Source organism: uncultured Marinobacter sp., assembly GCF_947259545.1.
GTDB lineage: Bacteria > Pseudomonadota > Gammaproteobacteria > Pseudomonadales > Oleiphilaceae > Marinobacter.
This window is the reverse complement of sequence record NZ_CAMYMK010000002.1, coordinates 915,455-928,750: the sequence shown is the minus strand read 5'-3', so window position 1 is coordinate 928,750 and position 13,296 is coordinate 915,455. Positions and strand designations below refer to the sequence as shown.

General features: G+C 50.8%; 13 protein-coding genes. All 13 read right to left on the bottom strand.

The window, feature by feature from the left end:
• Positions 1-35: 35 nt before the first annotated feature.
• The 13 genes from Q0Y21_RS04410 to Q0Y21_RS04350 all read right to left on the bottom strand — a co-directional run bounded on the left by Q0Y21_RS04410 (position 36) and on the right by Q0Y21_RS04350 (position 13,292).
• On the bottom strand, positions 36-710 hold the full coding sequence (locus Q0Y21_RS04410) for a sulfotransferase family 2 domain-containing protein (RefSeq protein WP_297791933.1): 675 nt from the start codon (positions 708-710) through the stop codon (positions 36-38).
• Positions 683-2,245, bottom strand: coding sequence for an oligosaccharide flippase family protein (locus tag Q0Y21_RS04405; RefSeq protein ID WP_297791931.1), 1,563 nt, complete (start codon positions 2,243-2,245; stop codon positions 683-685). The genes Q0Y21_RS04410 and Q0Y21_RS04405 overlap by 28 nt, the downstream gene beginning before the upstream one ends.
• The gene (locus Q0Y21_RS04400; RefSeq protein WP_297791929.1) at positions 2,242-3,387 is read right to left on the bottom strand and encodes a glycosyltransferase; all 1,146 of its coding nucleotides are present in this window, start codon (positions 3,385-3,387) and stop codon (positions 2,242-2,244) included. The genes Q0Y21_RS04405 and Q0Y21_RS04400 overlap by 4 nt, the downstream gene beginning before the upstream one ends.
• The gene (locus Q0Y21_RS04395) at positions 3,384-4,334 is read right to left on the bottom strand and encodes a hypothetical protein (protein WP_297791927.1); all 951 of its coding nucleotides are present in this window, start codon (positions 4,332-4,334) and stop codon (positions 3,384-3,386) included. The genes Q0Y21_RS04400 and Q0Y21_RS04395 overlap by 4 nt, the downstream gene beginning before the upstream one ends.
• A 378-nt stretch (positions 4,335-4,712) precedes the next feature.
• On the bottom strand, positions 4,713-5,777 hold the full coding sequence (locus tag Q0Y21_RS04390; RefSeq protein WP_297791925.1) for an acyltransferase: 1,065 nt from the start codon (positions 5,775-5,777) through the stop codon (positions 4,713-4,715).
• Between the two features lie 46 nt (positions 5,778-5,823).
• A complete protein-coding gene (locus Q0Y21_RS04385) occupies positions 5,824-6,588 on the bottom strand; it encodes an oxidoreductase (RefSeq protein ID WP_297791923.1) in 765 nt (254 codons plus the stop codon).
• A complete protein-coding gene (locus Q0Y21_RS04380) occupies positions 6,572-7,273 on the bottom strand; it encodes an acylneuraminate cytidylyltransferase family protein (protein ID WP_297791921.1) in 702 nt (233 codons plus the stop codon). The genes Q0Y21_RS04385 and Q0Y21_RS04380 overlap by 17 nt, the downstream gene beginning before the upstream one ends.
• The gene (locus tag Q0Y21_RS04375) at positions 7,270-8,265 is read right to left on the bottom strand and encodes a Gfo/Idh/MocA family oxidoreductase (RefSeq protein ID WP_297791919.1); all 996 of its coding nucleotides are present in this window, start codon (positions 8,263-8,265) and stop codon (positions 7,270-7,272) included. Before Q0Y21_RS04375 ends, Q0Y21_RS04380 begins: the two co-directional genes overlap by 4 nt.
• The gene (locus Q0Y21_RS04370) at positions 8,262-9,320 is read right to left on the bottom strand and encodes a nucleotidyltransferase family protein (protein ID WP_297791917.1); all 1,059 of its coding nucleotides are present in this window, start codon (positions 9,318-9,320) and stop codon (positions 8,262-8,264) included. Before Q0Y21_RS04370 ends, Q0Y21_RS04375 begins: the two co-directional genes overlap by 4 nt.
• 15 nt (positions 9,321-9,335) lie before the next feature.
• Positions 9,336-10,511, bottom strand: a complete 1,176-nt coding sequence (gene neuC, locus Q0Y21_RS04365) for a UDP-N-acetylglucosamine 2-epimerase (protein WP_297791916.1) — start codon at positions 10,509-10,511, stop codon at positions 9,336-9,338.
• A complete protein-coding gene (gene neuB, locus Q0Y21_RS04360; RefSeq protein WP_297791914.1) occupies positions 10,508-11,512 on the bottom strand; it encodes an N-acetylneuraminate synthase in 1,005 nt (334 codons plus the stop codon). Before neuB ends, neuC begins: the two co-directional genes overlap by 4 nt.
• Entirely contained in the window at positions 11,509-12,153 is a 645-nt protein-coding gene (locus Q0Y21_RS04355; protein WP_297791912.1) for a hypothetical protein, read from the bottom strand. Before Q0Y21_RS04355 ends, neuB begins: the two co-directional genes overlap by 4 nt.
• On the bottom strand, positions 12,150-13,292 hold the full coding sequence (locus tag Q0Y21_RS04350) for a LegC family aminotransferase (protein ID WP_297791910.1): 1,143 nt from the start codon (positions 13,290-13,292) through the stop codon (positions 12,150-12,152). Before Q0Y21_RS04350 ends, Q0Y21_RS04355 begins: the two co-directional genes overlap by 4 nt.
• Positions 13,293-13,296: the final 4 nt, after the last annotated feature.

The following is a 13,296-nucleotide window of genomic DNA, read 5'->3' as shown; positions in this document are numbered from 1 at the left end:
AATCAAAGTAGTTCTAAAATTGACTAAAACGGGAGTTAGTCAAAACCATAGCCAAAGGTTTTCAGATCTTCGGCATAGAGGCGAGAGACAGTATCTATTAGCTCAGGAGTATACGCCTCCCTGTAATCGCCACGGCGTGACTGATTAGTGATAGGTAAATCGCCTGCCTTACCCAAACGTTTTGCGATCACATCATAATCCTCTGCAATTTGCTCAAAACGCCCTGTGAAATCCATCAGGTTTTTGCGTTTAGAGTCGCATATAAAGTAACTCTGTGAACGAAAATGAACCCAAGACTGAATTTCCGGGTTTCTGGCCAAGCCTTCAAGAACAAAGTGCTCAAAACTTTCATAAGGCTGCACATGATGCTTCGCAAACCTCGCATCGTCTTCGTTCATGCCCCCATTGTTGAGAAAGGTATAACTGGAAACCAGCCTGTCGTAAGGGTTTCGCACAAAGGCAAACTTGAAGAAACGCGCGAATTTGCCAGGGTTGCCGATGCGATATGCTTCAGCTGGCACATGGCGCGAGCGTGGCAGCCCGAGCGCTTTCGAAACCGAAGTGCCTGCGGTCTTGGGAAGGTGAATGAAAATTGCCAGATTCTCATTAGACCAACCTTCGTAAACTCCACGCCCCCTCGCATCAGCCACCCGACACCGCATACTTTGGATGAAACTCATTGCTAAGAACTCTCTTTCTGTTTTAACCATGGGATTCGCGTCCGAAGGGACTGAAGCAACTCATAATCATCGTCATGTAGGCCAGCAATAAAGTTAACCCCAAAATAGACGACATAGGTCAACGCGCCTATAACAGCCAGCACCACCCCTTCCATCATCACGCCCTCCAATCGATCCATCACCGGGCGCATTGCCAACAACACGATCACCGCAGCCAACAACGGCAAAATCCAGGCTCGAAAACGCGAATCGTACCAGTCTATACCCAATCTCTTTTTGACCAGCCAAATTGCGAGACTCTTGTTGGCAATATTGCTAGCGAGTACTGCCAGGCCAGCTCCCACCAAGCCGAATAACGGAATGAGGATGAAATAACCGATGAACGTCGCAAACGCCGTGACTATGGAAATCCGGAGCAGTGCCACATGATGGCCAGTCATATTCAGCATAATACCAACGGGGCCGGTACCCAGATTAACCGCGACGGCCAGTGTCATCACTATCATCAGCCCCGATCCCTCAGAGGCGAACTCCGGCCCGTAGAGCCCCAAAACATATTCGGCGAGAACAGCCAGCATCAAGATCAACCCAGCAGCCAGACGAAATATCCAGTCATTTGCCAAATGAAGCTGGTGGGCAAGCCCGGCCTGATCTTCGGCGGCCTTAAGTCGTGCAAAAACGGGGGACACGACCGTCAGAACGATCTGGTGAAACACCGTGGGAAATTGTTGTAACTGGCGCACTACCATCAGGACACCTACCGAGGCGGGGCCCAGCAAAGCGCCGATAATAATTCGATCCAGATTGCCTATCACCGAACTCAAAATCCCGGAGGCATAGTTAGTTCCTGCAAAAGATCCCCAAGCCCTGAAATTTATCGCCTTAGGTACCTCTTCGCTCGGCAAGGCTCGCAACAGGCGCCACACTGCCCATCCCAACGGTAAAATCGCTATCACCTGCGAAAACACAATCGCCCAAGCATATGCCAGAGTCGACACTCCGAAGGTCAAAAACAGCCCAACAGTGATCACCACTTTAGCGCTGAGGGTCAAAATTGAAGTAGACAGCACCACAACCCGGATTTCCTGGAAACCCCGTAATGACTGGGCCAGAAAAAAAGACACCATTGTAATCGGCAATAACAGCGCGAGCACGGAAAGAGTCGACTGCACATCTTTGGAAAGACCAATGACGTCAGGTGCCAAAGAGGCAACAGGGGTCAATAATGACGCGCCCAAAACACCCATCGTTACTAATACCAGCAACCCGCCACCTACCAACTGACGAATGGCCCGTGATGCGCCGGCAACTCTGTACTCCGGAATATACCGCATAGCCAATGGAGCCAGCCCAAAGGCTAGAAATCCTGCCGCTGTCTGAACCAGCGCCTCAGCAATACCTACAACACCCAACCCTTCCGTACCTAACTGGCGGGCGAGATAAATCTGAAAAGGGAGCCCGACAATAAAGGTAAACAGCGTTCCCCCCATCACTACAATGGTCTGCCCGCCCAAATGACGTACAGCCGCACGGGAGGCATCACCTTTTTGGACTGTAGATGTCACGCCTGCCCCGCCTTTTGAAAAACAACATCCCTGATAGCTTCCTGCCAACGAACTGCCAATTGGTCCCAATTCCAATCCTTCGCCATTTCAGCACTTGCAGCTCCCATACGCTTTCGAAGTGAAGGATCATTAATCAGCTCATCCATATGGGAAAAATAAGCCGCATCATCCGTGGCCTGATAACCATTGACACCATCAATCACCGAAAAAGGCTCGTAATAGTGCATACACACCACCGGCAGACCACAAGCCGCCGCCTCCTGGGTAACCTTGGGTACGCCTTCAGCGACAGAGGGCATCGAAAATATGTCAGCTGCACGGAAAGCCTCGGCCAATGCTTCTGCGTTAACCGACCCAGGGAAAGATACATTCTGTAGCCTTTCAGAACGAACTCTATCCAGAAGAGGTGCGCGCATAGCGCCATCGCCATACCAGATGAAATCTGCCTGAGGATAACGACGTGCCAACTCAAGGAAGAACTCAGGGCGTTTATGAAATTGAAAACTGCCAGCGCAAATCACCCGCAGTCTTTGATTTGTACCATGGGGTACACGGCCACTGGCGTTAAAACACCGCAAGTTCACCCCCAAAGGAATACAACTTGTTGGAATACCCGGCCAGAGATGAGATGCCATACGCTGCAAAAAAGGACTGATGGCTATAATTTGATCGGCATAACCCTTCACTCCGATCAAGGCCTGCATGACCTCCGGCTTTAGAGATTGGCCGCGAACTTGATGGCCTGCGAAAGTGCTTAATCGTTGCTCTTCAGCACTCTGTTGCGACTCATTCACCGGAACGCCTTCCAATGAAGTGATAACTGCACCACCCAACCCTAACTGCCGCCGAATTCCGAGAATTCGATTATCAAACGTTGGTGCCAAGCCTGGGTAATAAACCCCAGCAAACTTGCCAAGCCCGACCAAGAATGCGCGGACCTTCCAGAGGCGGTTAGCGGGCAGTTTGATCAGCCTCACGTTGGGATTCGCCGCGACGGCAGGATCAGGAGTGTCAAAATGGAAAACCGCTGCGGGTAGGTCCTCACAACTCCAGCGAGCCAAAATTGCTTTGGTGTTATTAGACTGCGCATTCGTATTTGATTTATCTGCACAATGAAAGAATAGCACTGGGTTATATGTCATTCAGTAACCAATTTGATCAACGTGTTATGCTCATTTGAGCGCTGGTCCGCACTTCTCATACAGGATTCGATACGAGATGCTTCCTGAGGGAAGCCCAACGAAATATCGTCCAGTGGCAGCACAGTCGCTGGCACGCCCTTGGAGAAAGTGACAGGCAAAGCTCCGAACAACAGCCCATCTAGCAAAGTTGTGGAATACCATGACGCAACTATGGTTGGGCGCCATTTCTCCATGAAATCATCGAAGCTGCCTGCCGGGTCAATTATTACCCCTTCACAGTCCCTGATGCCTCTTAACAGGTTTTCATCCCCTTTGGGGTGGGGCCTGACAACTACCTTAAACCCATACAAATGGGCCAGACGAATCAAACCAACGGAAGGGGCTGGATCTCTCGCCATATAATCACAGGCGATAGCTACTACGGAATTGAGAGCCATAGCGTTTTTTCCGTGAGCAGAGACCCGAAAACGAAGGCCAGGGACACGCTCAGCCACATAACGCCCCTCATAGCTGGTTAAAGCAACCAAGAATGAAAACTCTGGAAACACCAATGCTGCCGCCAGCAGACCATGTTGGTGATATTCTGGTTTGAACCCAGCAAGACATGCCGCGTGAGCAGGTAAGTCCGCTGTAGAAAAGACAACACGTAAATTCGGGCGCTCTCTACGTAGCCTTTCAAACAGTGCGGTCAAGTATGATAAATCATGAATACGAATCGCCAAGCTGCTCAGCAAGTCCAGCTTTTCAAAGGCAACATCCGGCTCTTTGAGTATTGCCAATGCCTCGCTCATAACACGGCGCCACTGCCTTAACACGCTGCCAATACTTGGAGCGGGTAAAGATGAAAACCCGGCGGGCGTACGCTGATCAACAATGAAAGGCGCTTCGCCAACTTCAGCGCAAAGGTCTGCTCGAATTTGATACTCTCGCAACGCGTCAATTCCCACGAATAGAACCTGGGGCAACGTCCCGGCCCAATCGTTTGCCAAGCGACCGTCAAAATACCTTTTAGCCAGCAGCAACAAGCTAATCGGCCATAACCCCCAATTCCCTGTGACTTTAAGAATTCGCCTGAGGATCCCCTCCGCTGGTCCATAGGCCAAGCTGCTTCCCGCAGATTTAATGAGAGCCTCTCTCGCAAGTAAGGCTCTGCGCAGCGGTGTCATAGACTGGATGCGAGATGCTGTCGATTTTATCATGGCTGAGTAGCAGGGATTCTTTGTAACATAGTTTATAAAACGCAAAAAAAGAGTTTTATCTAACCTTTTTATTAATCTTAAAATTTACGAGATAACATTAAAAGAATAAAACACTTTCCTACGCACTTAAGAAGCCACTAAACGATAAAATTTTTCTTTTACAAACCGAGCTCCTCTTTCTTCAAAAAAGTAGCCCATCCCCATTGCAACTAGATTCGAAGCAACAAACCCAACAACAAAAATACCAACACCTTGTCCCCAGTGCGTAACCATAAAATCATATATCGAATAATGAACCAGGTACAACGTGTAAGAGTATGCTGCAACAGACGCCGCCCCTATAGAAAATGCTTTATTTAGATGCAGTCGGGGGGCCAAATCTATCAGGAGCAAGATATTTATAGCCAAGAGCATTGCAAAAATCGGTTCATACTCAACCAGCGTATCCATCACTCTGTACGACGCCAATACCACTCCTAGAAAAAGAAGTGTCACCTTCCCCTTTACGCTCAACCGATCAAGAAATCGCGATGCCCAAAAAAAATAGATCACAGAACCGAACAGCCAGTAGGAAAACAGTCCATTACCTCTACCACCCAGAAGATTATATAGGGGGACTACCGAGAACACGATTCCACACACTAATAAAACGGAGCTTCTCGTCTTTACGATAAAGAAAAATACTGCACCAACAAAGAGGTATATCCACCACTCCATCGCAAGCGTCCAAAATGGTCTGGCAGAACCAAAACTGGTAATTGGCAAGCCCGGAAAATCTTGGAGCAGAAATATATTTCCTACAAAGGTCTTAACATCAAACGCCGACCAATATCGATACCCAGAGTCACCCAGAGATATACTCAGTAAGTCGATCCAAAATACAAAAACTAATGAAGGCAAAAATGTCGTATAGATCCGTGCACTTCGGTCAACAAGATAGTCGAAATACTGGTAGTTATCATTCTTAGCTTTTCCAATCAGAGAATATGTAATCAGGAATCCCGAAATAATAAAGAATACAAGCACCGCGATATTCTGCATCCAGGGGAAATTCGGTTGTTTCAGATAAGGCGCAATTCCAGTGAAGGATATCCCGTGCCCAATCACAACAAGCTGAGCTGCCCCCCCCCGAACAAAATCAAGCAGACTTGAACTCTCCGATGAAAGCTTCCTGTGCTCCAGATATGGCATTAACTGAACCTTAACTTATCCGACAGATGCGAAAATAGTTCATGTTTTAAACACTGAAGCCATCATCAACAATCACGTTCTGGCCAGCCATGTAACGGGAGCTGTCAGACAACAAAAAATTCACTGCCCCGGTGATATCAGATGGGTCCAGCATCCCTTTTTCCATACAATGGGAGTTGTAATTTTCCAGGAATCTCTCGTTTTGGCCATCTAACAAGCCACCGGGGCTGACAGAGTTTGCACGAAAGCCTGAACCTTTCATGTAGCTTGCAAAATATTTGTTCAAGTGAAGCAATGCAGATTTAATGGCAGCGTATTCGACTGGCATTGTCATATTGCTGCCTTCATAGACTTCAAATCTTGGCGCCATAACACCATAAATAGACGACATGCTAACCAATGAAAATGGCTCGCCCTTCTCCTGAGCATAGGCAGCACACTGTTGCATGAATATGAAATATCCCCCGAGGTGCAATCCGAGGTTCTCGGAGAAATCTTCATGCGTTACTTCCAAAACTTTTCGACCATAATTCTTATTCCGTGGGTAGGCCGTATTAACTGCCCCATCAAGCGCGCCCATAGTTCTCTCACAGAACTCAATCGCCCTAAAGACCGAGTCTTTGCTTGTTATGTCGATTTCAACACTCTCAAACGCGCTTGAGCCAAAAGTCTTAGAGAACGAATCAAGTGCCTCTGCACTAACATCAGCGGCAACAACCTGCCCACCCTCTCTGATAACCGATTTAACAATCTCACGCCCCAGTAACCCCGCAGCGCCGACTACCAGAATGTTTTTACCCTTCAACATCATCGCACTTCACCCCGAGCAGAACTTCTGCAAATTTGTAATCCCAGTAATCGTCGATGTCGACTGCCCGCTCCTTCGGCACCACAACGGACTTCACTTCACCATCAAACAGATTGTTGTGCTTGAATATGAATTCCGGTCTAACGGCGTAGGCAACTGTAGTGATGTCGTAGGCCTGAGGAACATCCTGGCGTCTTGAAAAGCCGCTGGAAGGCGACAAAATCCGGCAGCTTCCGTCTACGTCACGGGAGACCATATTGAAGTATGGACTCCGCGATGCTGGTGTCACAGTGATCACAACGTCCGTTTCGTTATCTAACGCATCCAGACAGGCAGTTACATCCGATCGGTCTCGGAGGGGGCTAGTCGCAGGCAAGCTGAGAAAAACGTCGAAGTCTTCACCTTGATCTTTTAAGTGGGTAAGAGCATGCCTCCAAGCCTCAATCTCGGGAGCGTTATCTTGTGCTAATTCCTCTGGGCGGTCGATAACCTCTGCACCGAACTTCCGGGCGATGCTTTCTATTTCATCATCGTCCGTTGAAACAAATATCCTATCAACGCCCTCTACCTGTTTTGCCACTGTAATTGAATGGGCGACCAGAGGAATTCCCCCAAGCGGCAGGACATTCTTTCGCGGCAATCCTTTAGAACCGCCTCGAGCAAATACAAATGCAAATACCTTCTTCACTTTATCGCCTCAAGATTAACCCAAGCTCTTTGTTGGTCGGATAATCGGATGGCTTCTACCAAACGCATCACTTCAATGCTGCTGCCAAGCGTCGAATCAAACTCACCGTCGCCTTTGGCAAACGCCACAAACGCTCGCAACTGTTCCACATACATTTCATTCCGGTCGTAGTTACGGTCACTAAAAATCACTTCCGAGGTAACGCTAGAACTCTGCAACACCACTTCATTGGCGAGTAAGTTCCAAATTAACGTTCCCTTCTCACCCACTACTTTCAAAGACCGGCTCGGGGATCGCTGGAGGAAATCGAGGTGCAAGTGAAAAACAATTCCGCTTTGATTGGTCAGCAATGCATCCACGGTGTCTTCAACATCAACATCAAGGATTGTGGAAGAGCCCGTAACCGCGGAAACTTCTGAGATGTTGCCAAAGAGCCAGTTCAAGTAGTCCAGTTCGTGGCTCAGCTCAAGGAGTGCGCCCCCCCCTAACCATTTCTGTGCAGAAACACCTTTTCGGTAATCGGTGTCAGGGCGCCAATCCGGAAGGTATTGCCCCACCTCTGAAAAGACCGTCGAAATCCGCCCCAGGTCCCCCGAAACGATCACCTCTTTCACAGCCTTCGCTGCGGGCATAAAACGTAGGTTATAGCCAACAGCAACCTTGCTTTTCAATTGATCAGAGGAAAATTCTGCCAGCTCAGAAATATCAACACAAAGTGGCTTTTCTATAAGAACAGGGATATTCGCCTTCAGAATTTTTTCGGCATGCGCAAGGTGGAAGTTGGCTGGAGACGCCACAATCGCAACATCCGGCTTATCCAAAACAGCCGCTTCTATCATGTCGACAACGCTAGTTGCACCTACATCGGAGGCTGCGATTTGACGGCCACTGGAGCTAACACAAACGACTTCTACGTCGGGGTAGAGGTCACGAAAGTTACGGATATGGCGTTTGGCAATGCTGCCACTACCGACTACCAATGCGCGCCTCATTTCAAGGTTCCCGCCAACTCGCATTCATTCTGGGCTTTGTGGAAATCATCCATCCGCCCAATGTCCAGCCAATACTCATGTATCGGGAACATATTTACGGTCTTGCCGCTGTCAATCTGCCGCTCCAGCAGGGTCGGCATATCAACTCTTGTGCCTGGCTCCACACTTTTAACGAGGACTGGATCCAGCAGGTAAATACCCGCGTTTACAAAGAACCGGTGAACGGGCTTCTCGATCATGGATTTAATCTGGGTGCCTTCACTGGTGATCACACCATAAGGCACCTGGTGCTCATATTCCCGCACGCACATGGTGGCAATGCCTCTGTGGGTTTCGTGGAATTCCAGAAAGCTTTGCAGGTTCAGGGAGGTCAGCAGGTCGCCGTTCATCATGAACAGTGGTTGGTCGATCTCGTCGTAGGGAAGAAAACCCAGTGCGCCGCCGGTGCCTAGCGGCTCTTCCTCGTGAACGTATTGGATGCTCACGCCCCACTTCTCACCATTACCGAAGTAGTCGCGGATCACTTCAGGCATATAGTGGGTTGAGATGTAGAAACGGTGGAAACCGGCTTCCACAAAATTCAGAAGGATTTGCTCAAGGATTGGCTTGTCACCCACTTTGAGCATGGGCTTGGGGCAATTGTTGGTCAGTGGGCGAAGGCGGGTTCCGAAACCGCCCGCCATCAGGAAGACCGGGTTATCGTGTCTGTGCTTACTTAGGATGTCGTGTAGGTTGACCAGCCCAACGACCCGCCCTTCAGCGTCAACCAACGGTAACTGCAGCAATTCATGCTGTTCCATGACCGCCAGAATGCGGCTCTCTGTCCAGCAATGCTCCGCTGCCTTGGGCCGGGCATTCATAATCTGATTAACCGGAGTTTCCAGCGGCAAATGTTTCAGTAGTGCTCTGCGTACATCCCCGTCTGTCAGGGTGCCCAGCAACTTGTTGTTTGCATCGACAACCAGGGCGATACGCAGGGCCGCCTTGTCCAGAACTTCGATAGCCTGCTCCAAGGTTACGTCACTGTTTACAAGGGCTTTACGCCAGGGCTTCATGGAATGCTCCGCGGATTAGGAGAAGTCATTTGCTGACAGGTTGTAGAACTGTTTTTTGCGAATGTTTTCCAGAGGATATTCCGCAAGTACTTTGACGATCGCTTCGCTGGCACCGCCGTTGCCGTATGGGTTGGAAACAGCAACAATGCTGGCCTGGAAGTCGGACGAGTAGAGCGCTTCCAAGGCAGCCTGAATAGCATCGCGGTTAGACTCGCAGTCAATCACGCTGCTCGCTTTCAGCCGTCCTTTCTGGCGGTCGCCGATATTCACAGTCCCGATATTGAAGGATGGCGCTTCTGCCAGGCCGCTGGAGGAATTACCAACCACACCGTCAATCTGCGCCAGGCAGGAGAAGTAGCGGAGTTGGCCGAGTGACGTATATACCTTCGCATTGGGGTGACCCTCCGCGAACTCCCTTACCATGGCACTGAGCTCCCGGCCCCCGGTGTCGGCGTTCGGCATGGTAAAGATCAGCGTGGTATCTTCAAGCCCTGCCAAAGCGGCCAACAACTCGCCCATTTGGGCAGCCGAACTGGCCCCACCCTCAAGCGTTACCGGGTGGAATGTTACCAGCAGGTTCTTTTCGCCAAAACTGAGTTCCAGTGAGCGCTCCAGTTCTTCGCGGCTGAGCAGCTTGATGCGCTTGATGGCATCAATTCCCATACCGCCGAAGTTAAACACCCTGTCCGGGTGCTCTCCAAGCTGAATCACGCGCTGGCGGTATTCGTCTGCGGCTACAAAATGGAGCTGAGACATTTTGGTGATAGAATGGCGGATCGCTTCGTCAAAAGCCCCTTCCGTCGTCTCCCCACCATGCAAGTGAGCAACCGGCAGTCCGGCAATCATGGCTGCGGAAGTGGCGGCGAATATCTCGAATCGATCACCCAGTACTACCACGATATCCGGCGCCATGTTTTCGTAGGCATCGGCAAACCCGATTACCCCAAGGCCCATAGATTTGGTTACCGCGGTGTTGGTGTCTGAGCTCAGGAGCATTTCCACTCTGGCATCAATCTCGAAGCCGGCTTCTTCGATTTCACGGTAGGTCGAACCGAACTCGGGCGACAAGTGCATGCCCGTTGCAATCACCTGAAGCTCCAGCTGCGGGTGGTTGTAAATCTCGCCCATCAGCCAGCGCAACAACCCGAATTCAGCCCTTGTGCCAGTGACTACACAGACCTTGCGAGTCATAGTTCGATCAACTCATCTTCACTGAAATCACGGGGAGCTGTGCGCCCGATCACGTCATCCCACTGCATGGGTGAAATGCCGGTGCCCGGGCGTTTGGCCATCAGATTGTCTTCGCTGAACCGTTCGCCGACCCTGATGGGACGAGCCGCCACGAGGGACTTGCGGGCAATGGGCTTGTTCTTGAGTTCGCTAGGGCTCGGGCGTTTGATGCCATCCCCCAGCGCCTTTTCAATATTCCGAATGCCTTGCACCATGGCTTTCAGCTCATCAGGTTCGAGGCTGGCCCTATGGTCCGGTCCTGGCAGATTACGATCCAGGGTGAAGTGCTTTTCAATCACGGTCGCACCCAGAGCAACCGCTGCTATGGGTATTTCAATGCCTGGCGTGTGGTCCGAGTAACCCACGGATACCCCGAACGCCTTACCAATGTTGACCATGGCGCGAAGATTCACATCTTCCATGGGTGTGGGGTATTCGGTGGTGCAGTGCAGAACGGTGATTTTATCTCTGGGGGTACCAGCCTGCTCCACCACATTGATCGCGGCTTCGATCTCGCCCAAATTTGCCATGCCGGTTGATAGGAGCACGTGTTTTCCGTGGCAAGTCAGGTAACGGAGGTAAGGGAGATTGGTTAGTTCGCCAGAAGGCACCTTAACTATCTCCGTACCACTTAACTCTTCGAGTAAATCGATGCTATCTTTATCAAAGGCGGTGGAGAAAAAACCGATACCCTGTCTTTTGCATTCAGCCATCAATTCCAGATGATTCTCGCGGGTTAACTCGAGCTTACGAACCATCTCCTGTTGGGATTCCTGAGGGTCAGTTGCGCCTTTCTGATACTCTGCCTTGGGCGCACTACGGGAGATAATGCTTGCAGCAATAAACGTCTGGAACTTTACCAGATCTGCGCCAGCTTCTGCCGCGGCCGCAATCAGTTCTTTGGCCAGCGCCATATCACCGTTATGGTTTACGCCGGCTTCAGCAATAATAAGCGTCTTCATTTGATCCTCTTTGCAGGAACACCCGCATACACGGCATTGGCTTCGCAATCATTAATGACCACCGTACCGGAGCCCACCATGGTATTTTCGCCAATCACTCGTTTTTCGGCATTGCTACCCTGATTAACCACGGCACCCGCGCCTATCCAGGCCCCTTGTTTCAAATGGACATTGCCGGAAAGGTTAGCGCCCGGGGCCACGTGCACATAGCTATCCACAAGACAATCGTGGGCAACCGTGGTGTTTTGATTAAAGATGCAGAAATCCCCAATAGCGATGCCGTTGGTGAAACGCGCGCCGGCGGCGACAATAGTGCCTTTGCAATGCTCAAGCTTGCCCCGCTGACCGCAACCAAAGGTGGCGCTTGGGTGAATCAGGTTGGTGAAGGAGAGCGAATCTTTAAAACGCTCGGCAACCGCTCTGCGGATGTTATTTTCACCGATCCCAATCACAAAAGGCATGCCTGCGCATTGGTCGACATCCCGCTCCAAAATCACCTTTGCCGAAAAACACCAGGCCTGCAATTCGGCTTCATCCCGAGCAACATAAATAGGCTGAAGACCCAGCGCCCATGCAATATCGCCGGCTTCCCTTGCCATGCCTGATGTTCCGAAAATGCCTATCCGGTTCGTCAACGTCACTTCGTCACTACACTACTTGGCAAATTAACCACACGGGCTTCCAGCCACTCCGCATTACTAAGATCGCCACGTCGACAGCTCTGGTACATAACTAGGTGATTCATCAACGCCCAGATGGGCCGGGTCATCACACCTTGCTGGTTGGTGGCTTCAAGTAACTCATCTCTGTGGGCTTTGTCGTCACAGATAACGGCGTTTAACCAGTAATTCGAGCGACATTCCGCAGGCTCTTTAACGAACTCCAGGTTCGTGCCTGAGAATAACCCCTCGTAGGAACCAGCTAATGCCCGCTTGGCCTCAATGAAGGTTTCCAGCTGCTCCATCTGGGCGCATCCCAGTGCAGCATTCAGGTTTGGTAACCGGTAGTTATAACCCAGCTCGTCGTGAATGTACTCGAAGGGATGAGGCTTCTTGGCGGTGGTGGTCAGGTGTTTGGCACGGGTCTCCAACGCCTCGCCGGTCAGAATCATCCCCCCGCCGCCGGTGGTCATGATTTTGTTGCCGTTGAAGCTGAGTGTACCTAGTACGCCGAAGGTTCCGGTGTGCTGCCCCTTGTAATAACTGCCCAGAGATTCAGCGGCATCCTCGATCAATGCGATATTCCAGCGGCGGGTTACCGATACCAGCCGGTCCAGATCTGCGGGATGCCCGAAGGTGTGCATGGGCACGCAAGCCCGAACCACTTTGTTGTCTGTTCGGGTGCGACATACGCCTTCTGAGTCCAAGTTTGCATGCTCTTCCAGCCAGGCCTCCAACGCCTTGGCAGACAAGCCCAGCGTGTCCCGGTCTACATCTATAAACACAGGTTCGGCATTGCAATAGGCGATGGCATTACAGGTGGCCACGAAGGTGAGTGGCTGCGTAATCACCAGATCACCCGCCTCTACCCCGGCAAGCTTCAGTGCAATGTGCAGGGCTGCTGTTCCGTTGACCGTGGCGACTGCCTTAGGCGAGCCTGTATAGCTGGCCATATCCTGCTCGAACCGGTCCACATAAGCGCCCACACTGGATACAAAGGTGGACTCGATGGTATCGGCTACGTATTCCTTCTCACGGCCAGGAAACACCGGGGCGTGGAGCGGGATAAATTCGTTGGTTCCGAAATAGTCTCGGACAAACTGAATCAGTTGGTCGCTCAAAGCT

Bases quoted from the DNA above. Each gene is read 5' to 3' on its own strand.
- Q0Y21_RS04410 (WP_297791933.1), bottom strand. From the start codon at position 710: ATGGTTAAAACAGAAAGAGAGTTCTTAGCAATGAGTTTCATCCAAAGT.
- Q0Y21_RS04400 (WP_297791929.1), bottom strand. From the start codon at position 3,387: ATGACATATAACCCAGTGCTATTCTTTCATTGTGCAGATAAATCAAAT.
- Q0Y21_RS04390 (WP_297791925.1), bottom strand. From the start codon at position 5,777: ATGCCATATCTGGAGCACAGGAAGCTTTCATCGGAGAGTTCAAGTCTG.
- Q0Y21_RS04385 (WP_297791923.1), bottom strand. From the start codon at position 6,588: ATGATGTTGAAGGGTAAAAACATTCTGGTAGTCGGCGCTGCGGGGTTA.
- Q0Y21_RS04375 (WP_297791919.1), bottom strand. From the start codon at position 8,265: ATGAGGCGCGCATTGGTAGTCGGTAGTGGCAGCATTGCCAAACGCCAT.
- Q0Y21_RS04370 (WP_297791917.1), bottom strand. From the start codon at position 9,320: ATGAAGCCCTGGCGTAAAGCCCTTGTAAACAGTGACGTAACCTTGGAG.
- neuC (WP_297791916.1), bottom strand. From the start codon at position 10,511: ATGACTCGCAAGGTCTGTGTAGTCACTGGCACAAGGGCTGAATTCGGG.
- neuB (WP_297791914.1), bottom strand. From the start codon at position 11,512: ATGAAGACGCTTATTATTGCTGAAGCCGGCGTAAACCATAACGGTGAT.